The following is a 24,368-nucleotide window of genomic DNA, read 5'->3' as shown; positions in this document are numbered from 1 at the left end:
CTCAGGTCAAAATTTTTATCCCCATTGCCGGGATTGCCATTACAGGAGACACATATGGCTACAGAAGGATCCGTCGCGCCCAAAGAGCGCGTCAACATCACCTACAAGCCGGCCACCGGTGATGCGCACGCCGAGGTCGAGCTGCCATTGAAGCTTCTGATCCTGGGCGACTTCACGCAAAGCGCCGATGACCGCAGCGTCGAAGACCGCGCCCCCATCAACGTGGACAAGGACAACTACAACGACGTCCTCAAGGCCCAGAACCTGTCCCTGGACCTTTCCGTTCCCAACCGCCTGGAACCCGACTCCGAAGACAACATCCCGGTCAGCCTGAAATTCGAATCCCTGGCCGATTTCCAACCTGACAGCATCGTCGAAAAAGTCCCCGAGCTGCGCTCCATCGTCGAACTGCGCGGCGCGCTGAAAGCCCTCAAAGGCCCCTTGGGCAACATCCCCGACTTCCGCAAGAAACTCCAGGAACTCGTCCAGGACGACGGCGCGCGCCAACGCCTGCTGACAGAACTCGGCATCGACGACAAGCAATAACCCGATCGCCATTTTCCCCGCTGGACGGGCCCTACAGTACACAAGCAGGAAGCAAGCATGAGCGAAGAAGCCGCAAAACAGGAACAAACCAGCGCCCAGGAAGGCAGCGGTTCCCTGATCGACCAACTACTGGAAACCACACGGGTGCGCCCCGGCGACGAGTCCTACGCCATCACCCGCCAAGGCATCCAGACCTTTATTTCATCCTTGTTGGATCCTGCCCGGGCGACCGACCGCATCACGGCCTCGCTGGCCGACGACATGATCGCCGAACTCGACAAGAAACTATGCCGCCAGGTCGATGAAATCCTCCACAACCCGGATTTTCAGCGCCTGGAATCCTCCTGGCGGTCACTGAAGTTCCTGATCGACCGCACCAACTTCCGCGAAAACATCAAAATCCAGATCATGAACGTCAGCAAAGACGATCTACTCAGCGATTTTGAAGACTCGCCCGAAGTCACCAAATCCGGCCTGTACAAAAACTGCTATACCGCCGAATTCGGCCAGTTCGGCGGCCAGCCTTTCGGGGCCATCATCGCCAACTACGAATTCGGCCCGGGTTCGTCCGACGTCAAGCTGCTGCAATACTGCGCCAGCGTGGCATCCATGTCGCACGCCCCCTTCATCGCGGCGGCGGGTTCGCATTTCTTCGGCCTGGACGACTTCGCCAAGCTGCCCGATCTCAAAGACCTGTCCTCGATCTTCGAGATGCCGCAATACACCAAATGGAACGGCTTCCGCGAAAGCGAGGACGCGCGCAACGTGGGCCTGGTGCTGCCGCATTTCCTGCTGCGCACGCCCTACGGCAACGACACCACCCCCTCGAAGAAATTCAACTACGAAGAAGATGTCTCCGCCGGCAACCACGCCTTCTTGTGGGGCAATGCCGCCTTTGCCTTCGCTTCGCGCCTGACCGCCAGCTTCGCCGACTACCGCTGGTGCGCCAACATCATCGGCCCGCAAGGCGGCGGCACGGTGGGCGACCTGCCCATCTACAATTTCCAGGCCATGGGCGAAATCCAGACCAAGATCCCCACCGAGGTCCTGATTTCCGAACGCCGCGAATTCGAACTGGCCGAACAGGGCTTCATTGGCCTGGCCATGCGCAAGAACAGCGACAATGCGGCGTTTTTCTCGGCCAATTCGTGCCAGAAGCCGAAATTCTTCGGCAACACCAAAGAAGGCAAAGAGGCCGAAACCAACTACAAGCTGGGTACCCAGCTGCCCTACATTTTCGTGGTCAGCCGCCTGGCACATTATATCAAAGTGCTACAACGTGAAAATATTGGTACATGGAAGGAACGTGCAGACCTCGAAGGTGAACTAAACAACTGGATTCGCCAATACGTTGCCGACATGGATGCACCGGGGCCCGAGGTTCGCAGCCGTCGCCCCTTGCGCACGGCGCAGATCAATGTCGAAGATGTGGAAGGCGACCCCGGCTGGTATCGGGTTTCCATGCTGGTGCGCCCGCACTTCAAATACATGGGCGCATCATTCACCCTATCCCTGGTCGGTAAGCTCGATCGCAAGTAAACCCATACCGCCGGCTGTCCCAGCCGGCACCCTTCACGCTTAGGAGATCCACCATGCCCATGCCCGGCTACCTCACCCTCACCGGCCAAACTCAAGGTAAAATCGACGGCAGCTGCACCATCCAGGGCCACGAAAATACCATTCTGGTTCAGGCAGTCGACCACACCATCGAAATCCCGAAGTCCATCCAGACCGGCCTGCCCACCGGCAAGCGCATCCACGGCCCGCTGACCATCACCAAGGAAATCGACAAAGCCTCGCCCAAGCTGTTCCAGGCGCTCACGTCCGGCGAACAGCTGACCGACGCCAAGCTGGAATACTATCGGATCTCGCCCCAAGGCAAGGAAGAACTCTACTACACGGTGGAAATCAAAAACGCCATCATCACGTCCATGCACAAGTTCGTCCCGATCTGCCTGGATCCGGCCAACAAGTCCATGGGCCACATGGAGGCTGTCTCCTTCACCTACGAGACCATCATCGAAACCTTCACCCCCGATGGCATCGAAGCCCAGGATTCCTGGAACGCCCCGAAGTCCTGATCTCCCTGATGTGGCGGCTTGCCACATGGCCGGGCCGATGCCTTATTCGGTCGTCAAACGGGCGGCTTTGCTGCCCGTTTCTTATCCTGTCTCCTTTCCAGGCGCACACTTATGCAAATTGTCGAATTCAGATCCCTGGTCGAACGCCTCAACCCGGCGTGCCGTGATGCGCTGGAAAACGCCGCCGGCCTGTGCCTCAATCGCACCCACTACGAAATCACCCTCGAACATCTGCTGGTGCGCCTGCTGGACGACCCCAACGGAGACATCCGGCTGATCCTGCGCCAGGCGGACATCGACCCCGGCCGCCTGCAGCGGGCGCTGGAACAAGCCCTGGAATCCTTTAAAACAGGCAATGGGGCGCGGCCGCAGTTCTCCCCCCTGTTGCCCGATCTGTTCTCCGACGCCTGGATGGTGGCCTCCGTCGATCTGTTCGAGTCCTCGATCCGATCCGGGGCGCTGCTGGCGGCCTTTGCCGCGCGCCGGTCTTTCTATGCCAACAGCACCTACGCCGCCCTGCTGGAACACCTGGACAAAGACCACGTCATCCAGCTGCTGGGCGCGGTGGCCGGCCAGTCCCGCGAATCGGCCATGACCAGCGCCGCCGGCGCCCCGGGCGCGGGCCCGGCGTCTGCCGCCCCGGATGGCCGCGGCGGCAGCGCCGTCCAGCGGTTCTGCGAAGACTTCACCGCCAAGGCCCGCGACGGCAAGATCGACCCCGTCTTTGGCCGCGACCCGGAAATCCGCCAGATGGTCGACATCCTGGCGCGCCGCCGCAAGAACAACCCCATCTGCGTGGGCGATCCCGGCGTGGGCAAAACCGCCGTCATCGAAGGCCTGGCCGTGCGCATCGCCGAGGGCGACGTCCCCGACCTGCTGCGCAACGTCACCATTCTGGGGCTGGACATGGGGGCGCTCGAAGCCGGCGCCGGGGTCAAGGGCGAGTTCGAAAACCGCCTGCGCGGCGTCATCACCGAAATCAAAGCCTCGCCGACCCCCATCATCCTGTTCATCGACGAAGCCCATACCCTCATCGGCGCGGGCGGCGCGGCGGGCTCCAGCGACGCGGCCAACCTGCTGAAACCCGCCCTGGCGCGGGGCGAACTGCGCACCATCGCCGCGACCACCTGGAGCGAATACAAGAAGTATTTCGAAAAAGACCCCGCGCTGGCGCGCCGCTTCGAGCTGGTCAAGCTGGACGAGCCCAACGTGCCCATGGCCGTGCAAATCCTGCGCGGGCTCAAAGAACGCTACGAACAAGTCCACCAGGTCATCATCCGCGAAGAAGCCCTGGCCGCCGCCGCCGAGCTCTCCAACCGCTACATCACCGGCCGCCAACTGCCCGACAAAGCCATCGACCTGCTGGACACCGCCTGCGCCCGCATCAAGATCAACCTGAGCTCCAAGCCCGATTTCATCGAAGACCTCGAACGCCAGCTGCAAATGCTGGAACGCGAAAAACGCGGCCTGCTGCGCGACATCGACAACCGCGTGCCCACCGACACGGCGCGGGTGGCCGATATCGACCAGGCCCTGGCCGACACCCAGGCCCAGCTGGATGCCGCCCGCGCGCGCTACCAGGCGCAGCACGACGCCGCCCACCGTGTGCTGGCGCTGCGCGCCGAGCGCAGCCAGGCCGCCCCGCACGGACACGACACCGCCGAAGCCGGCCAGGCCGGCAACCCGGCGGATACCGCTCCAGCCGCTGAATCCACGGCCGCATCGGCCGCCGAAGCCCCGCAGGCCGACCCCCTGAACGCGGGGACTGCCGCCGCCCCGCTGCGCGATGCGGCCGCCATCGAAGCCGATCTGATCCAGGCCGAACAGGCCCTGGATGCCCTGCAGGCCCAGGAAAAACTGATTTTCATCGATGTCTCCGGCGACACCATCGCCAAGGTCGTGTCCGACCGCACCGGCATCCCCCTGGGCAAGATGATGCGCGACCAGGCCAGCGCCGCGCTCGGCCTGGAAGCCACGCTCAAAACCCGCATCCGCGGCCAGGACTACGCCCTGAACACCATCGCCGAAGTCCTCAAATCCGCCCGCTCCGGCCTGCGCGACCCGGATCAGCCCATGGGGGTTTTCCTGCTGGTGGGGCCTTCGGGCACCGGCAAGACCGAAACCGCCCTGTCCATCGCGGACACCGTGTTTGGCGGCGAACAGTCCATCGTCACCATCAACATGAGCGAATTCCAGGAAAAACACACCGTCAGCCGCCTGGTGGGCTCGCCCCCGGGCTATGTGGGCTATGGCGAAGGCGGCGTCCTGACCGAAGCCGTGCGCCAACGGCCCTATTCGGTGGTGCTGCTGGATGAAGTCGAAAAAGCCCACCTGGATGTCGTCAATCTGTTCTACCAGGTGTTCGACAAAGGCGTGCTGTCCGACGGCGAAGGCCGGGAGATCAATTTCCGCAATACCGTGGTCTTCCTGACCTCCAATCTGGCGCTGGATGTCATCACCGAACTGTGCGCGGGCGACGAAATCCCCCCCATGGAAGCCATCCAGGCGGCCGTGCGGCCGATTTTGTCGCAGCATTTCAAGCCCGCCCTGTTGGCCCGCATGACCGTGATCCCGTTTGTCACGCTGAAAGCCGATGCCTTGCAAGGCATCGTGCGCCTGAAGCTGGACAAGCTGGCCCGCCGCATGCTGCAGAACAACAAAATCCGCCTGAACATCAGCGAGGCCGTGGTGGACGCCATCACGCAGCGCTGCACCGAGGTCGATACCGGGGCGCGCAATATCGACTTCATCTTGCGCGGCACCCTGTTGCCCCTGCTGTCCAACACCCTGCTGACGCACATGGCCAATGCCCAGGATCTCAGCCAGGCCCATCTGGACGTGGACGAACACGGCCAGTTCACGGCCCGCTTCGATTAACGCTGAACAAACCCATGTGCCCCATGCCCCCGGGGATGACGCCCGGCTTGCGCGGCGCTTCCCCCGGCGCCCATCTACCCATTGCGAGGCCCCATGACTGACAAATGCGCCTGGTTCATCAACCTGTCCGACGACGAACACGCGGCCCAGGCCGCCGCCCGGCAGCTCAAGCCTTATGGCCTGCCCATCCGGGGCCAGCGCTGGCCCCAGGGCCTGGCCTGGCTGGCCGCCGCCCAGGAAGCCGCCAGCGCCAATGCGGCGGTTGTGCTGGTGTTCGGCCCCGCCAGCCGCTACGCCGACCCGATCCTGCGCCGCGACCTGGCCTTGTTCAGATTGCGGCTGCACACCCAGCTGGGCCGCCCGCTGAACGGGTTTACCGTGCTGGGCGGCGACGCGCCCGATCCCGGCGCCGCGCCGGACGCCCCGCCGCCCCCGGTTCATCCGGCCGTGCTGGACGACTGGACGCCCCTGCCCGCCGCCGGCTGGCCGGCCAAGGTCGTGGCCCGCGCCCACGCGCCCAGCGCCCCGGCCTGGCCCATCGCCCTGGGCCTGCACGCGCATGAACGCCTGGGCGTCTGGCTGGAAACCCACCCCCAGCCGGGACACACCGCCCCGGGGGCGCTGCTGGGCGTGGCGGGCCACGGCGCAAAAATCGACTTCCACGCGGTGGGCCCCAAAGGCGGCCTGCCCGCCAGCACCGATAACCAATACGAACTCAAGGGCGTGCAATTCACCGCGGCGGACACCGCCTTCGAGGCCTGGGCGCTGCGCAACGCCATCGGCCCGGACGAACGCTACTACACGCGCCTGGACGGCGACCCCGACCTGCTGGCCATCGGCACCCTGCCCGACGGCGAACCCCGGGACGTCAGCCTGATTCGCCTGGGATAAGCCGGCCCGGCGCGTCAAACTCTATAATCACGCGCATGACCCTCGATACCGAACCCCTGCTGCAAGCCATCTCCGACGCCGCCCCCGGCGGCGCCGACATCCGCGATGGCGAAGACTACGACGCGCTTTCCAGCGAAATCGACAAACTGTCCAGCCCCACCAGTTCGGGCCAGGTCGATTGGTCCCGGGTCGAAACCATCGCCAGCCGTCTGCTGGCCCAGCAAAGCAAAGACTTCATGGTGGCCGCGTGGCTGTCAGCCGCCTGGATACACCGGCACAAGGTGGAGGGCCTGGCCGCCGCGCTGCACCTGTTCGACCAACTGGTGGCCCGCTTCTGGGACAGCGCCTGGCCCGCGGTCAAGCGCCTGCGCGGGCGGCGCAACGCCCTGATCTGGGGGATCGACCGGGCCTCCGCCTGGCTGGAAACCGCAGAAATTCCCCCGCTGCCGCCCGCCGAACACGCCGCCATGCTGGCCGATATCCAATCGCTGGACAGCCGCCTGGCCGAACTCGACCCCGAAAGCCCGCCGCTGCAGGCCTTGACGCAGCACATCCGCCGCCTGGAAGTACAAGAAGAAGCGCCGCCGGCAGCGGCAACGTCCCCCGCCGAAACCAGCGCCCCCGCCGAAGGCAACACAGACACCCCGCAGACCGACGCGGCACCGGCCGGACAGGCCGACCCGGCCAAACATCCGCCCGCCGCCGTCCCGGCCGCCGCGCCCCCGGCCAAGGCCGCCAGCCTGCCCGCATTTTCCCCGGCCGCCGACGGCCTCCCGGCCAGTCTGGACAGCCCGGACGCCGTCATCCAGGCCCTGCACCCCGCCCTGGACTACATCGCCCGGCTAAACCAAAGCCTGCGGACACTGGCCCCCTTGAACCCCCTGTGCATCGACCTGAACCGCCTGACCGCGCGCAGCACCCTTTTGGATGCCCCACCGGCCCAGCAAGGCGCCACGGCCCTGATGGCCCCGCCCGTAGCCATTCTGGACGCCTTTGCCACCATCCGCCAAAACAACAACCCGGACGGCCTGATCGAATTTTGCGAATCCCGCCTGGGCACGTTTCCCTATTGGCTGGATCTGGATCGTGAATCGGCGCGCGGCTTCGGCTTGATGGGCCCCGCCGGGGCGCCCCTGCGCCAGGCGGTGACTGAACACGCCCTGGCATTCGCCGAACGGCTGCCCGGCCTCGAACACCTGACGTTTTCGGACGGCACCCCGTTTGCCGACGAGGCCACCCGCCACTGGCTGGCCGAATGCCGCGCCGAACGCGCGGGCGGCCCGCCGCCCGACCGGGCCAGCCAAACCCAGCAGCAGGCCCAGGCCGCCCAGGCCGCCGGCCATCCCGAACAAGCCATCGCCGCCTACCAGGCCCTGATCGAAACCACCTGGGCGGGACGCGACCGTTTTCTGGCCCGCCTGGCCCTGCTGGAATCCCTGCCCAGCCTGCTTGCCAACGCCACACCCTACCCCCTGGCCCAAAGCCTGGCCGACGATTGCCTGGCCCAGCGCCTGGACAGTTGGGAACCCGACCTGGCCCGGCGCGGCTGGCTGGCGATCTACCGGGCGCTGCGCGCCCGCCTGAACACGCCCAGCCCCGCTGCCGCGCCCAGCCAGGACGCCGCAAGCCAAGCCCTGATGCAACAAGCGCAGCTGGCCCTGGCGGGCTTGGCGCCGGGGCTCACGGCCTGACATCAATGCACAGAGAAAGCGAAAGCGAAAGCGAATCAACTAAAACCAAGTTTCAAGATTATTGGGTTTCCTTACTTCTGGTGCCATTTTTCCAAGGCCTGCGCGGGCGATAGAATCTCAAACCCCCAGTCAGAAAAAGAAAGCCCCAGCAAATCCTTGTCGCCGCTGATCAGCCAGTCGGCCTTACCATGCAAGGCTGTATAAAGAAACATATCGTCATCAGGATCACGGCTGTATGTTGGCCTGGGCGCCGCCGGCAGAACCACCCATCGGGCGACGGCGGCAAAGTCATGCAATAACAGGCGACGGCGATCCGCATCCAGATAGCGATCAAATTTCGGACGCCAGAGCCTGGTTTCAAATTCATCAAAGGTCTCACGCGAAAACACCAAGGTCGCGTGCTGCAAAAGACAATCTACGATCTGCACTGGAGCAGACCGGGCTGACAGCGCGGCACTAATCAACACATTGGTATCAACGACGGCACGTTTAATCCTCATCGACTAGAAGCTGTTCCAGTTGCGCCTCCGTCAGGCCCCTGGCAGCGGCGCTTTCTGCGCTTTGTTTCAAGGTGCGCCGCAACCGATCCGCATAAAAGGCACGCATCGCATGGTAATCCTCCGCAGACACCATGACGCCAACCACCTGGTTGCGCCGCGTGACCTGAACCGGCTCTCGTTGTACCCGATCTATCAATTCGTCGAATCGAGCTTTCGCTTCGCTGGCGGTAAGCGTTTGCATTTTAGATTCCTCGCATAAGCCTATCAAATAGTCTACTGCATCCACTCGATCTGCTCAATTTATCGAAAAGCCCCCGCGCACCGGACATTCGTCCAATGCGCGGGGGCTTTTCAACACTCAACGGGAAACCTCGCCGGGCGAACGCTCGGACTTACAGTTGCACGTCGCGCGCCGCGGCGCCCGTGTACAGTTGGCGCGGACGGCCGATCTTGTAGTTGGGATCGGACAGCATTTCGTTCCACTGGGCGATCCAGCCGACGGTGCGCGCCAGAGCGAAGATGGCCGTGAACAGCGAGGTGGGGATGCCGATGGCGCGCTGCACGATGCCGGAATAGAAGTCCACGTTGGGATACAGCTTGCGATCCACAAAGTAGGGGTCTTCGAGGGCGATGCGTTCGACTTCCATGGCCAGCTTGAACAAGGGGTCGTTGTGCAGGCCCAGGGCATCCAGGACTTCGCGGCAGGTTTCCTGCATCATCTTGGCGCGCGGGTCGAAGTTCTTGTACACCCGGTGGCCGAAGCCCATCAGGCGCACGCCGGAGTTCTTGTCCTTGACCTTTTCCATGAACTCGCCCACCTTGGCCACCCCGCCATTGGCTTCCAGGGTTTCCAGCATGTTCAGGCAGGCTTCGTTGGCCCCGCCGTGGGCCGGGCCCCACAGGCAGGCCACCCCGGCGGCAATCGCCGCAAACGGATTGGTGCCCGACGAGCCGCACAGGCGCACGGTGGACGTGGACGCGTTTTGCTCGTGGTCGGCGTGCAGGATGAAAATGCGATCCAGCGCGCGCTCGACGACTTCGTTGACCTGGTAGTCGTCGCACGGCGTGGCGAACATCATGCGCAGGAAATTGCCCGTGTAGGACAAGTCGTTCTGGGGATAGATGAAGGGCTGGCCCAGGGAATGCTTGTAGGCCATGGCCACCAGCGTGGGCATCTTGGCGATCAGGCGGATGGCCGAGACCTCGCGGTGCACCGGGTTGGTGATATCGGTGGAATCATGGTAGAAGGCCGACAAGGCCCCCACCAGTCCGGTCAGCACCGCCATCGGGTGCGCATCGCGGCGGAAGCCCTGCAGGAACGTGTGCATTTGCTCATGCACCAGGGTGTGATGCGTGACCAGGTCGTCGAAATCGTGCTTTTGCTGGGCATTCGGCAGGTCGCCGTTCATGATCAGGTAGGCGATGGACAGGAAATCACATTTGTGGGCCAGCTGGTCGATGGGGTAGCCCCGGTACAGCAGCTGCCCCTTGCCCCCATCAATGAACGTGATGGCCGATTCGCACGATGCGGTCGCCAGGAAGCCCGGGTCGAAGGTGAACATCCCGGTTTCGCCATAGAGCTTGCGGATGTCGATGACCTCGGGGCCCACGGTGCCCTGGTATACGGGGAACTCCACCGAAGGGCTGCCGTCGGAGAACGATAGCGTGGCTTTTTTATCGGATAGCTGCATGTGATTTTCCTTTAAGTTACAGCGCTTTCATTTGCTGGACGAGCCGCCGGATATCGGGCGTGTCATAGACCCCAGACACGTCGCAACGCCCCAGCAGAACATCGAGCAATTCGTTGTCGCCCATTTCAAAAAGCTGTGTCAGCGCCCGCACGTCGACATCCGTCAATTGCGCTTCGTGGCGATCCAGGAAGCGCGTGATGATGAGGTCGTTTTCGAGCAGGCCGCGCCGCGCCCGCCAACGCAGGCGGGCGCGGTCCAGATCAGAGAGATCGCCCGGCATGTGGCTTACACCGTCCGGCGCACAAGCATTTCTTTGATCTTGCCGATGGCCGCCGAGGGGTTCAGCCCCTTCGGACAGACTTCGGTACAGTTCATGATGGTGTGGCAGCGGAACAGACGATAGGGGTCTTCCAGGTTGTCCAGGCGCTCGCCCGTGGCGCGGTCGCGCGAATCGGCGATGAAGCGGTATGCCTGCAGCAGGCCCGCCGGCCCCACGAATTTGTCGGGATTCCACCAGAAAGACGGACAGGCAGTGGAGCAGCAGCCGCACAGAATGCATTCGTACAGGCCGTTGAGTTCCTCGCGTTCTTCGGGGGACTGCAGGCGCTCTTTTTCGGGCGGCGGCTCGTCGTTGATCAGGTAGGGCTTGATCGAATGGTACTGGTCGTAGAAGAAGGTCATGTCCACGATCAGGTCGCGCACCACCGGCAGGCCGGGCAAGGGCTTGAGGACGATGGGCTCGGTGAGCGTCAGCATGTTGGTCGTGCAGGCCAGGCCGTTGTGGCCGTTGATGTTCATGGCATCGGACCCGCACACGCCTTCGCGGCAGGACCGGCGCAGCGCCAGGCTGTCGTCGACTTCGTTCTTGATGCGCAGGATGGCGTCCAGCAGCATCTTGTCGGATGGCTGCAGTTCGACTTCCAGCTTTTGCATGTAAGGGCGCTCGTCCTTGTCTGGATCGTAGCGGTAGATTTCAAATTTCACGATACGTTTGGTCATGACGTTATCCAGGATTAGAAGGTGCGCGGCTTGGGCGGGATGGTGTCCACGGTCAGGGGCTTCATGCGCACCGGCTTGTATTCCAGGCGGCCGTGCTGGTCATCGGAGAACCACAAGGTGTGCTTCAGCCAGTTGACGTCGTCGCGCTCGGGGTATTCGTCCAGCGCGTGAGCGCCGCGGGATTCCAGGCGGTTGGCGGCGGACTTGGCCGTGGCGCGGGCGACCTCGATCATGTTGGCGACTTCGAGGGCTTCCAGGCGGGCCGTGTTGAAGACCTTGGATTTGTCCGAGAAATACATGTCGCGCACCTGGGGCACCAGGTCGGCAACGACAGCCTCGCCCGCCTTGAGCTTGTCGAGCTTGCGGAACACGCCGTAATGGCTTTGCATGGCCTGCTGCATCTTGTGGACGACGTCCTGGGGCTTTTCGCCCGAGGTGCGGGTTTCGAGGTGGTTGACGCGATCCAGCGAGGCGTCGATGTCCGTGTCGGGCAGCACCTGATGGCTGTGCTGGCGCTCGGGATGCTGGTCGACGATGAAATTGCCCGCGGAACGGCCGAACACCACCAGATCCAGCAAGGAATTGGTGCCCAGGCGATTGGCCCCGTGCACCGAAGTGGCCGCGCATTCGCCGATGGCGTACAGGCCGTTGACGATTTTTTCCTCGCCATTGACCAACGTCATGACCTGTCCGTGATAATTGGCCGGGATGCCGCCCATCTGGTAGTGGATGGTGGGCACCACGGGAATCGGATCCTTGATGGGGTCGATGTTGGCGAACTTGATGGCGATCTCGCGGATCGACGGCAGGCGCTTCTGGATGGTCTCGGCGCCCAGGTGATCCAGCTTGAGATAGACGTAGCTGCCATCGCCGCAACCCCGGCCTTCTTTGATTTCCTGATCCATCGAGCGCGAAACGAAATCGCGCGGGGCCAGATCCTTGAGCTGCGGGGCGTAGCGTTCCATGAAGCGCTCGCCGTCTTTATTGAGCAGAAAGCCGCCCTCGCCGCGCACGCCTTCGGTGATCAGCACCCCGGCGCCCGCCACCCCGGTGGGGTGGAACTGCCAGAATTCCATGTCCTGCAGGGGGATGCCGGCGCGCGCCGCCATGCCCAGGCCATCGCCCGTATTGATGAAGGCATTGGTGGTGGCCGCCCAAATGCGGCCCGCGCCGCCCGTGGCCAGCACCGTGTGCTTGGCTTCCAGCACGTAGATTTCGCCGGTTTCCATTTCGATGGCGGTCACGCCCAGGACGTCGCCGTCGTTGTTGCGCAGGAGGTCGAGCGCCATCCATTCGACGAAGAAATTGGTGCGCGCCGCCACGTTGCGCTGATACAGCGTGTGCAGCATGGCGTGGCCGGTGCGGTCGGCCGCCGCACAGGCGCGCTGCACGGGCTTTTCGCCAAAATGGGACGTGTGGCCGCCAAACGGGCGCTGGTAAATGGTGCCGTCCGGGTTGCGATCGAAAGGCATGCCGAAGTGTTCGAGCTCGTACACGGCGTTGGGGGCTTCGCGCACCATGAACTCGATGGAATCCTGATCGCCCAGCCAATCGGAGCCCTTGACCGTGTCGTACATGTGCCATTGCCAGTGGTCTTCGCTCATGTTGCCCAACGAAGCGCTGACGCCGCCTTGCGCGGCCACCGTATGCGAACGCGTGGGGAAGACCTTGGACAGCACGGCGACCGTCAGGCCGGCATTGGAGAGCTGCAGCGCGCAGCGCAAGCCGGCCCCGCCGGCGCCAACGACCACCACATCGAACTGGCGGCGCGGGAGAGATTTCTTGACAGCGGCCACGTTAGAGACTCCAGAGAATTTTGACAAAGAAAGCCGCCGAGGCCACCAGCCACAGCGCGGTCAGGACCTGCAGGGCCAGGCGCAGGCCATCGGAATGCGCGTAATCCATCCAGATGTCGCGCACCCCCACCCAGGCGTGCCAGATCAGGGACAGAAAAGCCAGCGTGGCCAGCATCTGGCCCACGGGCAGCGCCCCCACCGTGAAGATGAAGAAAGCCCGCCAGGATTCGAAATCCAGGCTGGGGACAAAAACCGCGTAGAAAACCAGAACCAGCGTGTAGACGGCCATGATGACCGCCGTCATGCGCTGGACGATGAAATCCCGTGTGCCGTAATGGGCGCCCACGACCAGGCGCTTGCGACCGATGCGTTCATGTGTCATTACCAGACTCCAAACAATTTCAAGCCGAACACGACGGTCAGGGCCAGGCCCAGGCCAATCACCAGGGCGCCCGAGCGCTGCGAGGCGGCGCGGTCGTTGCCGATGTGCAAATCCAGCGTGAGGTAGCGGATGCCGGCGCAGAAGTGATGGAAATACCCCCACATCAAGACCAGCAGCACGAGCTTACAGGCGGGGCTGGCGACCCAGTCTTTCATGGCGGCGAAGGTTTCCGGGGTCTGCACGCTTTGGGCGAACAGCGGCACCAGGATCAAGGGCAGCGCCAGGAAAAGCAATGCGCCGCTGACCCGGTGCAGGATGGATGCTTTGCCCGCGGGGGGCAGCTTGTAGCGCATGAGGTCGCTTAACCCCAGGTTACGAAACTGCGGGCGCGGCTTTGTGGCTGATTCAGACATGATGGCCTCGTAGTGGATAATGAAGGAATTTTGGTGCGGATACGGCATTTTCGCCGATCTGGAGATCAATTCAAACTGTTGCGATAATGGTGCCGTTCTGTCACGTAGTGGCCGCGGCGCAGTTCCATGGGACGGTCGCCGTAGGTGTAGGCAATGCGTTCCACCTGCAGCAGGGGGCTGCCCGCCTCGACCCGCAGGTGGCCGGCCTGCGCGGGGCTGGCCGCGACGGCGCGGATTTTTTCTTCGGCGCGCACCATGCTGACCCCGAATTCGGTTTCAAACAGGGCATACACAGGCCCTCGATAGCGTTGCAGGAATTCCAGCGTCAGGCCCTTGAAGGGGCTGCCCGGCAGCCAGATGTCGTCCAGGATGGTGGGCACGTCGTCGAAGGACAGCACCCGGCGCATGTTGACGACCGCATCGCCCGCGCGCAAATCCAGGGCCGCCGCCACATCCGCCGAGGCCTTGGCGCGGCGGCAATCCAGGATCTGGCTGGTGGACACCCCCGGCTGGCCGTCATCCGAACTGAGCCGCAAGAACCGATAGCGCACGCGGGCCTCGTTGTGGGTGGCCACGAACGTGCCCTTGCCCTGGCGGCGGATCAGCAGGTTGTCGGCCGCCAGTTCGTCGATGGCCTTGCGCACCGTGCCCTGGCTGACCTGAAAGCGCGCGGCCAGTTCGAGTTCGCTGGGGATGGATTCGCCGGGCTTCCATTCGCCGCGATCCAGCCCCTGCAGGATCAGCCCTTTGATCTGCTGATACAACGGGCTGAAGGCGGCACTGTGATGGGTGCGTCCCGGCGGCTGTTGGCGATCGAGCTGAGAAGTATCGGACATGTCTTGGAAAGTGCGGCAGGGCGGCCCATGCTACAAAATGGAACTTGTGCATTTTCGCATTTCCACGCGCAGATGTCTAATACTCTTCTGTCTTATATAAGATATAAGACCCTTGACGCTGATAGATGAAATACACTACTCTTTTCGGCACTTTTATCAGGGGCTTCCCGCCGACGCCCGACCGCCTGCCCGGATCACGCGCAGGCAGGTCGCCGGCCCCCTGAACCCGGATACTCTTTACCACATCCACTCGGAGAATCTCTATGTCCAAACCCGCCATGCGCGTTGCCGTCACGGGCGCCGCCGGTCAAATCGGCTATGCCTTGCTATTCCGTATCGCTTCGGGCGAAATGCTCGGCAAAGACCAGCCCGTGATCCTGCAATTGCTGGAAATCCCGGACGAGCGCGCCCAGAAGGCCCTGCACGGGGTCATGATGGAACTGGACGACTGCGCTTTCCCCCTGCTGGCCGGCATGAGCGCCCACAGCGACCCGCGCACCGCCTTCAAAGACGCCGACGTGGCCCTGCTGGTGGGCGCCCGTCCGCGCAGCCAAGGCATGGAACGCAAAGACCTGCTGCAGGTCAATGCCCAGATTTTCACCGCGCAGGGCAAGGCCCTCAACGAAGTCGCCAGCCGCAACGTCAAGGTGCTGGTGGTGGGCAATCCGGCCAACACCAATGCCTACATCGCCATGAAATCCGCACCGGATCTGCCCGCCAAGAACTTCACCGCCATGCTGCGCCTGGATCACAACCGCGCCCTGTCCCAGCTGGCCGCCAAGACCGGCAAAGCCGTGGCCGACATCGAAAAACTGGTGGTCTGGGGCAATCACTCGCCCACCATGTACCCCGACACCCGCTTCGCCACCATCGGCGGCCAAGCGGTGCAGTCCCTGATCAATGACGACGCCTGGATTCGAGACACCTTCATCCCCACCGTGGGCAAGCGTGGCGCGGCCATCATCGAGGCCCGCGGCCTGTCGTCCGCCGCCTCGGCCGCCAACGCCGCCATCGACCACATCCACGACTGGGTGCTGGGCAGCCAGGGCAAGTGGGTCACCATGGGCGTGCCCTCCGACGGTTCCTACGGCATCCCCGAAGGCATCATCTACGGGGTGCCCGTCACCACGGAAAACGGCGAATACACCCGCATCAGCGGCCTGGAAATCGACGATTTCTCGCGCGAGCGCATGGATCACACCCTGAACGAACTGCTGGAAGAACGCGACGGGATCGCCGATCTCCTGAAATAACCCCAGTGCCGGGCCACCGGGGCGCCACACCGGCCCGGCGACCGGCCAAATTGTCCGGTCGATGACAGACAGGGAATCCTCCCGGACACACAATCCCCCCACCATCGACTGGAACCCCGCCCCTACCCGGGGCGTTTCTGCCGCGCACAGGGTCTGCCCGGCGCGGCCGCACACCGGAGCCGTTCATGACCCGTCCCTCCTCGCCCGGCGCTTTGCTGCGCCAGGCCATCGCCGAAGAATCCCCCCTGCAAATCATTGGCGCCATCAATGCCAACCACGCCCTGCTGGCCAAACGCGCCGGGTATCGGGCCATTTATGTGTCCGGCGGCGGGGTGGCCGCCGGCTCGCTGGGCCTGCCCGATCTGGGCATCAACACCCTGGACGACGTCCTGACCGACATCCGCCGCATCACGGACGTCTGCGACGTGCCGCTGCTGGTGGACATCGACACGGGCTTTGGCCCATCGGCCTTCAACATCGCCCGCACGGTCAAGTCCCTGATCAAGTTCGGCGCCGCCGGCTGCCACATCGAGGATCAGGTGGGCGCCAAGCGCTGCGGCCACCGCCCCGGCAAGGAAATCGTCAGCACCGAAGAAATGGCCGACCGCGTCAAGGCCGCCGCCGACGCCCGCACCGACAGCGATTTCTACCTGATCGCCCGCACCGACGCGATTGCCGTCGATGGCGTGGACGCCGCGCTGGATCGCGCCCACGCCTGCGTCGAAGCCGGCGCGGACGCCATTTTCGCCGAGGCCTCCTACGACCTGGACACCTACGCCAAATTCTCCAAGGCCCTGCCGGTGCCGGTGCTGGCCAACATCACCGAATTCGGCAAAACCCCGCTGTTCACCGTGCAGGAACTGGCCGGCGCGGGGGTGGGCCTGGTGCTGTACCCGCTGTCCGCCTTCCGCGCCATGAACAAAGCCGCCGAGGCCGTCTACCAGGCCATCCGGCGCGACGGCCATCAGCACAACGTCCTCGATCTGATGCAAACCCGCGAAGAACTCTACGACCGCATCGACTACCACCAATACGAAGACCAACTGGACGCCTTGTTCCAACAAGGCAAGGGCAAGGCGCGCTGAACCGCCCGCCCCGCTTCCGTTAAATTCCGTCCCCAAGGAGACCTCTGATGGCCACATCCTCCAAAACCAAGAAAACCGGCACACCCGCCGCCGCCCCGGCCGCCGAAGCGCCCGCCCCCGGCTTCAAACCCAAGAAATCCGTCGCGCTGTCCGGCATCGTGGCGGGCAACACGGCCCTGTGCACCGTGGGCCGCAGCGGCAACGATCTGCACTATCGCGGCTACGACATCCTGGACATCGCCGACACCTGCGAATTCGAAGAAGTCGCCCACCTGCTGATCCACGGCAAACTGCCCAACAAAACCGAGCTGGCCGCCTACAAGCAAAAACTGCGCCGCCTGCGCGGCCTGCCGCTGCAGGTGCAGACCGCCCTGGAATCCCTGCCCGCCGCCAGCCACCCCATGGACGTGATGCGCACGGCGGCCTCCGTGCTGGGCTGCGTGCTGCCCGAAAAGGACGACCACAATCTGCCCGACGCCCGCGACATCGCCGACCGCCTGATGGCCAGCCTGGGCTCGGCCCTGCTGTACTGGTATCACTACAGCCACAACGGCCGCGTGATCGACGTCGAAACCGAAGACGACAGCATCGGCGGCCATTTCCTGCACCTGCTGCACGGCGAAGCCCCGTCCGACGAATGGGTGCGCGCCATGCACACCTCGCTGATCCTGTACACCGAGCACGAATTCAACGCCTCCACCTTCACGGGCCGGGTCATCGCCGGCACCGGGTCGGACATATATTCGGCCATTACCGGCGCCATCGGCGCCCTGCGCGGCCCCAAACACGGCGGGGCCAACGAGTTCGCCTTCGAAATCCAGAAGCGCTACGAAACCCCCGACGAAGCCGAGGCCGACATCCGCCGCCGCGTCGAGGCCAAGGAAGTCGTCATCGGCTTCGGCCACCCGGTCTACACCGTGTCCGACCCGCGCAACCAGGTCATCAAGGCCGTGGCCAAGAAACTGTCCAAGTCCGCCGGTTCCACCAAGATGTTCGACATCGCCGAACGGCTGGAATCCGTCATGTGGGACGCCAAGAAAATGTTCCCCAACCTGGACTGGTTCTCGGCCGTGTCGTACCACATGATGGGCGTGCCCACCGCCATGTTCACGCCGCTGTTCGTGATCGCCCGCACGGCGGGCTGGTCGGCCCACATCATCGAGCAGCGCATCGACAACAAGATCATCCGCCCCACGGCCAATTACGTGGGCCCGGAAGACCAGAAATTCGTCCCGCTTGCCAAGCGCAAATAAGCCGCAACTTTTTCAGGAATCATTATGTCTGCGACTATTTCCAACGTCCGCCCCCAGCCCGACCAGGTTCTGGTCGATATCGTCGATTATGTCCTCGACTACAAAATCGACAGCGAACTCGCCCTGTCCACGGCGCGCAACTGCCTGATCGACACCCTGGGCTGCGGTCTGGAGGCCCTGGAATACCCGGCCTGCCGCAAACTCATGGGCCCCATCGTGCCCGGCACGGTCGTCCCCAACGGCGCCAAGGTTCCCGGCACCCAGTTTCAGCTCGATCCCGTCCAGGCGGCCTTCAACATCGGCTGCATGATCCGCTGGCTGGATTTCAACGACACCTGGCTGGCCGCCGAATGGGGCCACCCCTCCGACAACCTGGGCGGCATCCTGGCGGTGGCCGACTGGCTGTCGCGCAACGCCGTGGCGGCGGGCAAACCGCCCCTGACCATGCGCGCCGTGCTGGAAGGCATGGTCAAGGCCCACGAAATCCAGGGCTGCATCGCGCTGGAAAACTCCTTCAACAAGGTCGGGCTGGATCACGTCGTGCTGGTCAAGGTCGCCTCCACTGCGGTGGTCTCGCAGTTGCTGGGCCTGTCGCGCGAGGAAACCATCAACGCCGTATCGCTGGCCTGGGTAGACGGCCAAAGCCTGCGCACCTACCGCCACGCGCCCAATACCGGCAGCCGCAAGTCGTGGGCGGCGGGCGACGCCACCAGCCGCGCCGTGCGCCTGGCCCTGATCGCCCGCACCGGCGAAATGGGCTATCCCTCGGTGCTGTCGGCGCCGGTCTGGGGTTTCTACGATGTGCTGTTCAAGGGCCAGCCGTTCAAATTCCAGCGGCCCTACGGCAGCTACGTGATGGAAAACGTGCTGTTCAAGATCTCGTTCCCGGCCGAATTCCACTCGCAGACCGCGGTCGAATGCGCCATGCAGATCCACGAAAAACTGGCGGCGGCGGGCAAGACGGATGCCGACATCAAGAAAATCACGATCCGCACCCACGAAGCCTGCATCCGCATCATCGACAAGAAAGGCCCGCTGGACAACCCGGCCGACCGCGACCACTGCATCCAGTACATGGTGGCCGTGCCCATTATTTTCGGCCGCCTGACCGCCGCCGACTACGAGGACGGCGTGGCCGCCGACCCGCGCATCGACGCCCTGCGCGACAAGATGGTCTGCGTCGAGGATCCGGCCTTCACGGCGGACTACCACGACCCGGAAAAACGCTCGATCGCCAATGCCCTGACGGTGGAATTCAACGACGGCACGACGCTGGACGAAATCGTCTGCGAATACCCGATCGGCCACAAACGCCGCCGCGCCGACGGCATCCCGCTGCTGGAAGCCAAGTTCCGCACCAATCTGGCGCGCCAGTTCCCGGTGCGCCAGCAGCAACGCATTCTGGATGTGTCGCTGGATCAAGCCACACTGGAAGCCATGCCGGTGCACGAATACGTGGATCTGTATGTCATCTGACCAGGCGCCGGCTGCCGCGGGGGTTGCGCCCCGCACCGTGCGCCACAATGCGGCCGCCTCCCGGTTCGAAGTCACCGAGGACGGCCACTTGTGCGTGCTGGATTATGTGCTGTCCGGCGGGATCGCGGCATTCACGCACACGGGGGTGCCCGCCCCGGTGGGCGGGCGCGGGATCGCCGCCGACCTGGTGCGCGCCGGGCTGGACACGGCCCGGACGCAGGGATGGCGCGTCCAGGCCGTGTGCTCCTATGTGGCGGCTTATATGCAACGGCATCCCGAATACCAGGATTTACTGGCCGCCGATTGAGCACTCATTGCCGTGATTGGCGTCGAAACCCGCGCGTGGAGAGGAATCCACGCGCGGGTTTTTGTTTGTCGAGGGACGGGGGATACGAGGGCTGATTGAAGGGGCTGATTGAAGGGGCTGATTGAAGGGACTGACTGAGGGGGCTGGCCGAGGAGGCTGACTGGGTGGAACTGACTGCACAAGACTGACTGCGTGAAGCCGACTGAGCGAGACTGGCCCGTCAGCATCGATCAAACGCGGGCATTGAGCTGGCCAAGGCGGTGCCGATGAGCGTCTGGGGGGTGTTGCCCGGTGGGGCGCGGTCGGGCAGCGCCGGATGCTGACGAAGGGAGCCGGGGGGCTGTCGTCGGGCGTGTTTGAGGCCGCAGGCCGAGTTCGCCCGACGCCCCGGCGGACGAGGCAGATCCGGGCAGTCCGGCCAAAGGCCGGACCGCTGCCTGGCGCCCCGCCGAGCAACACCCCCCAGACGCGGACGCTGGGGAATGCGCAGCCGGCCCCCCGGTCATCCAGGCTTCATCCATCGGGAAATACCGCCAACGGCCTATGCAACGGCTTATGACAACCGACCGCCGCAGAGACCGGCCAAGCTGTCGTGCTCAAGCCGCTCAATGACTAATCTACTAATCTATTCATCGGCTAAAAAAGCCTAACTTTGTTGGGTTCGGCAAGCAATCACTTATATCTTATATAAATGCCATTGATTTGATCCGGGTTAAGGTTTTTTGACCAAAACATCAACACAATAGGGCCTTTCGTAAAACCATACCGCCAACGTGGAGGCCCTCATGGCATCAACCCTTCGTCAAACCACCCTTGCCTGCGCCCTGCTTGCCGGCGTCCTCGCCGCCAGCCCGGCGCTCGCGCACGAGGCCGGCGATGTCCTGGTCAAGGTCGGCGTCACGCACGTCGAGCCCAAATCCAACAACGGCACCGTGGCCAACGGCGCGGTGAAACTGGATATCGACGGCAGCACGCGCCCCAGCCTCAGCCTGACCTACATGGCCACCCGGAACATCGGGATCGAACTGCTGGCGGCCGTGCCGTTCAAGCACACCATCAACGCCAAGGGTCTCGGCGAGATCGGCTCGACCAAGCAATTGCCGCCCACCCTCAGCGTGCAATGGCACTTCCTGCCCGAATCCACGGTTCAGCCCTATGTGGGCGTCGGCCTGAACTACACGACGTTTTTCAGCACCAAAAGCGCGCTGGGCGACTTGAGCCTGGGGGATTCCTGGGGCGTCGCCGCCCAGGCCGGGATGGATATCCAGCTGAACGAGCGCTGGTTCCTGAACGCCGACCTGCGCTACATCGACATCTCGTCCACCGTGCGGCTGAACGGCGCAAACATCGGCAAGACCCGCATCGACCCCTGGGTGGCAACCGTCGGGGTGGGCTACCGCTTCTAAAGCCGATTCCCTTCTAAAGCCGCTTCCCGAAGCGGCGCATCGGACACCCGGCACCGGGCGGCGCGGGTGCAAACCGGGGCAACAGTCTTATATCTTATATAAGACTGTTGCCCAAATCCGGCTTCCCCTTTAAAATACCGGCATTCTCAAACCCTTACTTTCTGGGGCATCTCCATGCTGGAATCCTATCGCACCGAAGCCGCCGCCCGCGAGGCCATTGGCGTACCGCCGCTTCCCCTGACGGCCAAACAAACCGCCGACCTCATCGAACTGCTGAAAAGCCCGCCCGCCGGCGAAGAAAAATACCTGCTGGATCTGCTCACGCACCGCGTCCCGGCCGGGGTGGACGACGCCGCCCAGGTCAAGGCGTCCTATCTGGCCGCCGTGGCCCTGGGCAGCGAAACCTGTGCCCTCATCAGCCCCACGCACGCCACCGAGCTGCTGGGCACCATGCTGGGCGGATTCAATATCGGCGCCCTGATCGAACTGCTGGATCATCCCACGCTGGCCCCCGTGGCCGCCGAAGGCCTGAAGAAAACCCTGCTGGTGTTCGACGCCTTTCACGACATCGAAGAAAAAGCCAAGGCGGGCAATGCCCAGGCCCAGGCCGTGCTGCAAAGCTGGGCGGATGCCGAATGGTTCACCAGCCGCCCCGAAGTCCCCGACAGCCTGACGCTGACCGTCTTCAAGGTAACCGGCGAAACCAACACCGACGACCTGTCCCCCGCCCCCGACGCCTGGAGCCGCCCGGACATCCCGCTGCACGCGCTGGCCATGCTGAAAAACCCGCGCGACGGCATCACGCCCGACGCCCCGGGCCAGGTCGGCCCGATCACCCTGATCAACGAACTCAAGGCCAAGGGCCACCTGGTGGCCTACGTGGGCGACGTGGTCGGCACCGGATCATCACGCAAATCGGCCACCAACTCCGTCATCTGGCACACGGGCGAAGACATCCCCTTCGTGCCCAACAAGCGCTTCGGCGGCGTGTGCCTGGGCGGTAAGATCGCCCCCATCTTCTACAATACAATGGAAGACTCCGGCGCGCTGCCCATCGAGCTGGACACGTCCGGCATGAATATGGGCGACGTGATCGAACTGCGCCCCTACGACGGCAAGGCACTCAAAGATGGTCAGGTCATCGCCGAATTCCAGCTGAAATCCGACGTCCTGCTGGATGAAGTGCGCGCCGGCGGCCGCATCCCCCTGATCATCGGGCGCGGCCTGACGGCCAAGGCCCGGGCCGCGCTGGGCCTGCCCCCCACCACCTTGTTCCGCCTGCCCGAAGCCCCCGCCGACACCGGCAAAGGCTACTCGCTGGCACAAAAACTGGTGGGCCGCGCCTGCGGTCTGCCCGAAGGCCAGGGCGTGCGCCCCGGCACCTACTGCGAACCGCGCATGACCTCCGTGGGCAGCCAGGACACCACCGGCCCCATGACGCGCGACGAGCTCAAAGACCTGGCCTGTGTGGGCTTCTCGGCCGACCTGGTCATGCAGTCCTTCTGCCATACCGCCGCCTATCCCAAGCCCGTGGACGTCAAGACCCACCACGAACTGCCCGCCTTCATCAGCACGCGCGGCGGCGTGTCCCTGCGCCCGGGCGACGGCATCATCCACTCGTGGCTGAACCGCATGCTGCTGCCCGATACGGTCGGCACGGGCGGCGACTCGCACACCCGTTTCCCCATCGGCATCAGCTTCCCGGCGGGCTCCGGCCTGGTGGCCTTTGCCGCCGCCACCGGCGTCATGCCGCTGGACATGCCCGAATCCGTGCTGGTGCGCTTCAAGGGCGCCATGCAGCCCGGCGTCACGCTGCGCGACCTGGTCAACGCCATCCCGCTGTACGCCATCAAACAAGGCCTGCTGACCGTCGAAAAGAAAGGCAAGAAAAACATCTTCTCCGGGCGCATCCTCGAAATCGAAGGCCTGCCCAACCTCAAGATCGAACAAGCCTTCGAACTCTCCGATGCCTCGGCCGAACGCTCCGCCGCCGCCTGCACGGTGCGCCTGAACAAAGAACCCATCATCGAATACCTGAACAGCAACATCACGCTGCTGAAATGGATGATCGCCAATGGCTACCAGGACGCCCGCACGCTGACGCGCCGCATCAAGAGCATGGAAGCCTGGCTGGCCGACCCGCAGCTGGTCGAACCCGACGCCGACGCCGAATACGCGGCCGTCATCGACATCGACCTGGCCGATATCCACGAACCCATCGTGGCCTGCCCCAACGACCCGGACGACGTGAAAACCCTGTCCGACGTGGCCGGCACGGCCATCGACGAAGTCTTCATCGGCAGCTGCATGACCAACATCGGCCACTTCCGCGCCGCCGCCGCTCTGCTGAAGGGCAAGCGCGACCTGCCCTCCAAGCTGTGGGTGGCCCCGCCCACCAAGATGGACGCCAGCGAACTCACCAAAGAAGGCCACTACGGCACCTTCGGCACGGCGGGTGCACGCATGGAAATGCCGGGCTGCTCCCTGTGCATGGGCAACCAGGCCCAGGTGCGCGAAGGCGCCACGGTGTTCTCCACCAGCACGCGCAACTTTCCCAACCGTCTGGGGAAAAACGCCAACGTCTTCCTGGGCTCGGCCGAAATGGCGGCCATCTGCTCGGGTCTGGGGCGCATCCCCACCCGCGACGAATACCTGGAAGCCATGGGCCTGCTGGCCAAGGACAGCCAGGACATCTACCGCTACATGAACTTCGACCAGATCGAAGATTTCACGGCGGTGGCCAACACGGTCGACGCCTGATCCGGCCGCTGCGCAAGCCCCCGACGGGTGCCCGGCCCATGGCCGGCACCCGAGACACAAAGGCCCCGGCATCGCCGGGGCCTTTTGGCGTCAAAAACCACGCAGCGCTCGGGGTACACTAACGC

Annotated in this window: 22 protein-coding genes; 13 read left to right on the top strand and 9 right to left on the bottom strand. The window is 64.0% G+C overall.

Features of this window, described 5'->3' with window-relative positions:
* Positions 1–54 precede the first annotated feature (54 nt).
* From tssB to tssA, 6 genes are all read left to right on the top strand, one after another.
* The gene (gene tssB, locus ACMHYJ_RS00455; protein WP_414244229.1) at positions 55–546 is read left to right on the top strand and encodes a type VI secretion system contractile sheath small subunit; all 492 of its coding nucleotides are present in this window, start codon (positions 55–57) and stop codon (positions 544–546) included.
* 57 nt (positions 547–603) lie between these two features.
* Positions 604–2,085, top strand: a complete 1,482-nt coding sequence (tssC, locus tag ACMHYJ_RS00450; protein WP_414244228.1) for a type VI secretion system contractile sheath large subunit — start codon at positions 604–606, stop codon at positions 2,083–2,085.
* Positions 2,086–2,138: 53 nt separating this feature from the next.
* A complete protein-coding gene (locus ACMHYJ_RS00445) occupies positions 2,139–2,627 on the top strand; it encodes an Hcp family type VI secretion system effector (protein WP_414244227.1) in 489 nt (162 codons plus the stop codon).
* A 111-nt stretch (positions 2,628–2,738) separates the two neighbouring features.
* Positions 2,739–5,504 carry a type VI secretion system ATPase TssH gene (gene tssH, locus ACMHYJ_RS00440; RefSeq protein WP_414244226.1) on the top strand — a complete coding sequence of 922 codons (2,766 nt, stop codon included), beginning with the start codon at positions 2,739–2,741 and terminating at the stop codon, positions 5,502–5,504.
* A 93-nt stretch (positions 5,505–5,597) separates the two neighbouring features.
* Positions 5,598–6,395 carry a hypothetical protein gene (locus tag ACMHYJ_RS00435; RefSeq protein WP_414244225.1) on the top strand — a complete coding sequence of 266 codons (798 nt, stop codon included), beginning with the start codon at positions 5,598–5,600 and terminating at the stop codon, positions 6,393–6,395.
* 35 nt (positions 6,396–6,430) lie between these two features.
* Positions 6,431–8,086 carry a type VI secretion system protein TssA gene (tssA, locus tag ACMHYJ_RS00430; RefSeq protein WP_414244224.1) on the top strand — a complete coding sequence of 552 codons (1,656 nt, stop codon included), beginning with the start codon at positions 6,431–6,433 and terminating at the stop codon, positions 8,084–8,086.
* Between the two features lie 71 nt (positions 8,087–8,157).
* Here tssA and ACMHYJ_RS00425 read toward each other — a convergent pair whose 3' ends face one another.
* The 9 genes from ACMHYJ_RS00425 to ACMHYJ_RS00385 form a co-directional block, all read right to left on the bottom strand.
* On the bottom strand, positions 8,158–8,586 hold the full coding sequence (locus ACMHYJ_RS00425) for a putative toxin-antitoxin system toxin component, PIN family (protein ID WP_414244223.1): 429 nt from the start codon (positions 8,584–8,586) through the stop codon (positions 8,158–8,160).
* Entirely contained in the window at positions 8,576–8,827 is a 252-nt protein-coding gene (locus ACMHYJ_RS00420; RefSeq protein ID WP_414244222.1) for a type II toxin-antitoxin system Phd/YefM family antitoxin, read from the bottom strand. The genes ACMHYJ_RS00425 and ACMHYJ_RS00420 overlap by 11 nt, the downstream gene beginning before the upstream one ends.
* Before the next feature lie 151 nt (positions 8,828–8,978).
* Entirely contained in the window at positions 8,979–10,277 is a 1,299-nt protein-coding gene (gene gltA, locus ACMHYJ_RS00415; protein ID WP_414244221.1) for a citrate synthase, read from the bottom strand.
* A gap of 16 nt (positions 10,278–10,293) precedes the next feature.
* A complete protein-coding gene (locus ACMHYJ_RS00410; protein WP_414244220.1) occupies positions 10,294–10,557 on the bottom strand; it encodes a succinate dehydrogenase assembly factor 2 in 264 nt (87 codons plus the stop codon).
* A 5-nt stretch (positions 10,558–10,562) separates the two neighbouring features.
* Positions 10,563–11,276 carry a succinate dehydrogenase iron-sulfur subunit gene (locus ACMHYJ_RS00405; RefSeq protein ID WP_414244219.1) on the bottom strand — a complete coding sequence of 238 codons (714 nt, stop codon included), beginning with the start codon at positions 11,274–11,276 and terminating at the stop codon, positions 10,563–10,565.
* A 14-nt stretch (positions 11,277–11,290) separates the two neighbouring features.
* Positions 11,291–13,072: a succinate dehydrogenase flavoprotein subunit gene (gene sdhA, locus ACMHYJ_RS00400; RefSeq protein ID WP_414244218.1), complete on the bottom strand. Its 1,782-nt coding sequence runs from the start codon at positions 13,070–13,072 to the stop codon at positions 11,291–11,293.
* 1 nt (position 13,073) lies between these two features.
* Positions 13,074–13,454: a succinate dehydrogenase, hydrophobic membrane anchor protein gene (gene sdhD, locus ACMHYJ_RS00395; RefSeq protein ID WP_414244217.1), complete on the bottom strand. Its 381-nt coding sequence runs from the start codon at positions 13,452–13,454 to the stop codon at positions 13,074–13,076.
* On the bottom strand, positions 13,454–13,867 hold the full coding sequence (gene sdhC, locus ACMHYJ_RS00390; protein ID WP_414244216.1) for a succinate dehydrogenase, cytochrome b556 subunit: 414 nt from the start codon (positions 13,865–13,867) through the stop codon (positions 13,454–13,456). The genes sdhD and sdhC overlap by 1 nt, the downstream gene beginning before the upstream one ends.
* A gap of 65 nt (positions 13,868–13,932) precedes the next feature.
* Positions 13,933–14,703 (bottom strand): GntR family transcriptional regulator, encoded by a 771-nt coding sequence (locus ACMHYJ_RS00385; RefSeq protein WP_414244215.1) that lies wholly within the window; start codon positions 14,701–14,703, stop codon positions 13,933–13,935.
* 263 nt (positions 14,704–14,966) lie between these two features.
* Between ACMHYJ_RS00385 and ACMHYJ_RS00380 the strand changes: the two genes are divergently transcribed.
* The 7 genes from ACMHYJ_RS00380 to acnB all read left to right on the top strand — a co-directional run bounded on the left by ACMHYJ_RS00380 (position 14,967) and on the right by acnB (position 24,243).
* Positions 14,967–15,956 (top strand): malate dehydrogenase, encoded by a 990-nt coding sequence (locus ACMHYJ_RS00380; protein ID WP_414244214.1) that lies wholly within the window; start codon positions 14,967–14,969, stop codon positions 15,954–15,956.
* A 185-nt stretch (positions 15,957–16,141) separates the two neighbouring features.
* The gene (gene prpB, locus ACMHYJ_RS00375; protein WP_414244213.1) at positions 16,142–17,041 is read left to right on the top strand and encodes a methylisocitrate lyase; all 900 of its coding nucleotides are present in this window, start codon (positions 16,142–16,144) and stop codon (positions 17,039–17,041) included.
* A 47-nt stretch (positions 17,042–17,088) separates the two neighbouring features.
* Complete coding sequence (prpC, locus tag ACMHYJ_RS00370) at positions 17,089–18,294, top strand: 2-methylcitrate synthase (protein WP_414244212.1); 1,206 nt, start codon at positions 17,089–17,091, stop codon at positions 18,292–18,294.
* A 24-nt stretch (positions 18,295–18,318) separates the two neighbouring features.
* Positions 18,319–19,770: a bifunctional 2-methylcitrate dehydratase/aconitate hydratase gene (locus ACMHYJ_RS00365; protein ID WP_414244211.1), complete on the top strand. Its 1,452-nt coding sequence runs from the start codon at positions 18,319–18,321 to the stop codon at positions 19,768–19,770.
* Complete coding sequence (locus ACMHYJ_RS00360; protein ID WP_414244210.1) at positions 19,760–20,077, top strand: GNAT family N-acetyltransferase; 318 nt, start codon at positions 19,760–19,762, stop codon at positions 20,075–20,077. The genes ACMHYJ_RS00365 and ACMHYJ_RS00360 overlap by 11 nt, the downstream gene beginning before the upstream one ends.
* A 785-nt stretch (positions 20,078–20,862) precedes the next feature.
* Positions 20,863–21,483, top strand: a complete 621-nt coding sequence (locus ACMHYJ_RS00355) for an OmpW/AlkL family protein (protein WP_414244209.1) — start codon at positions 20,863–20,865, stop codon at positions 21,481–21,483.
* A 174-nt stretch (positions 21,484–21,657) separates the two neighbouring features.
* A complete protein-coding gene (acnB, locus tag ACMHYJ_RS00350) occupies positions 21,658–24,243 on the top strand; it encodes a bifunctional aconitate hydratase 2/2-methylisocitrate dehydratase (protein ID WP_414244208.1) in 2,586 nt (861 codons plus the stop codon).
* Positions 24,244–24,368: the final 125 nt, after the last annotated feature.

It is taken from the genome of Castellaniella hirudinis (assembly GCF_047468865.1).
GTDB classification, from domain to species: domain Bacteria; phylum Pseudomonadota; class Gammaproteobacteria; order Burkholderiales; family Burkholderiaceae_B; genus Castellaniella; species Castellaniella hirudinis_A.
Note: the sequence above shows the minus strand (reverse complement) of the source record. Positions and strands in the feature narration are given on the sequence as shown.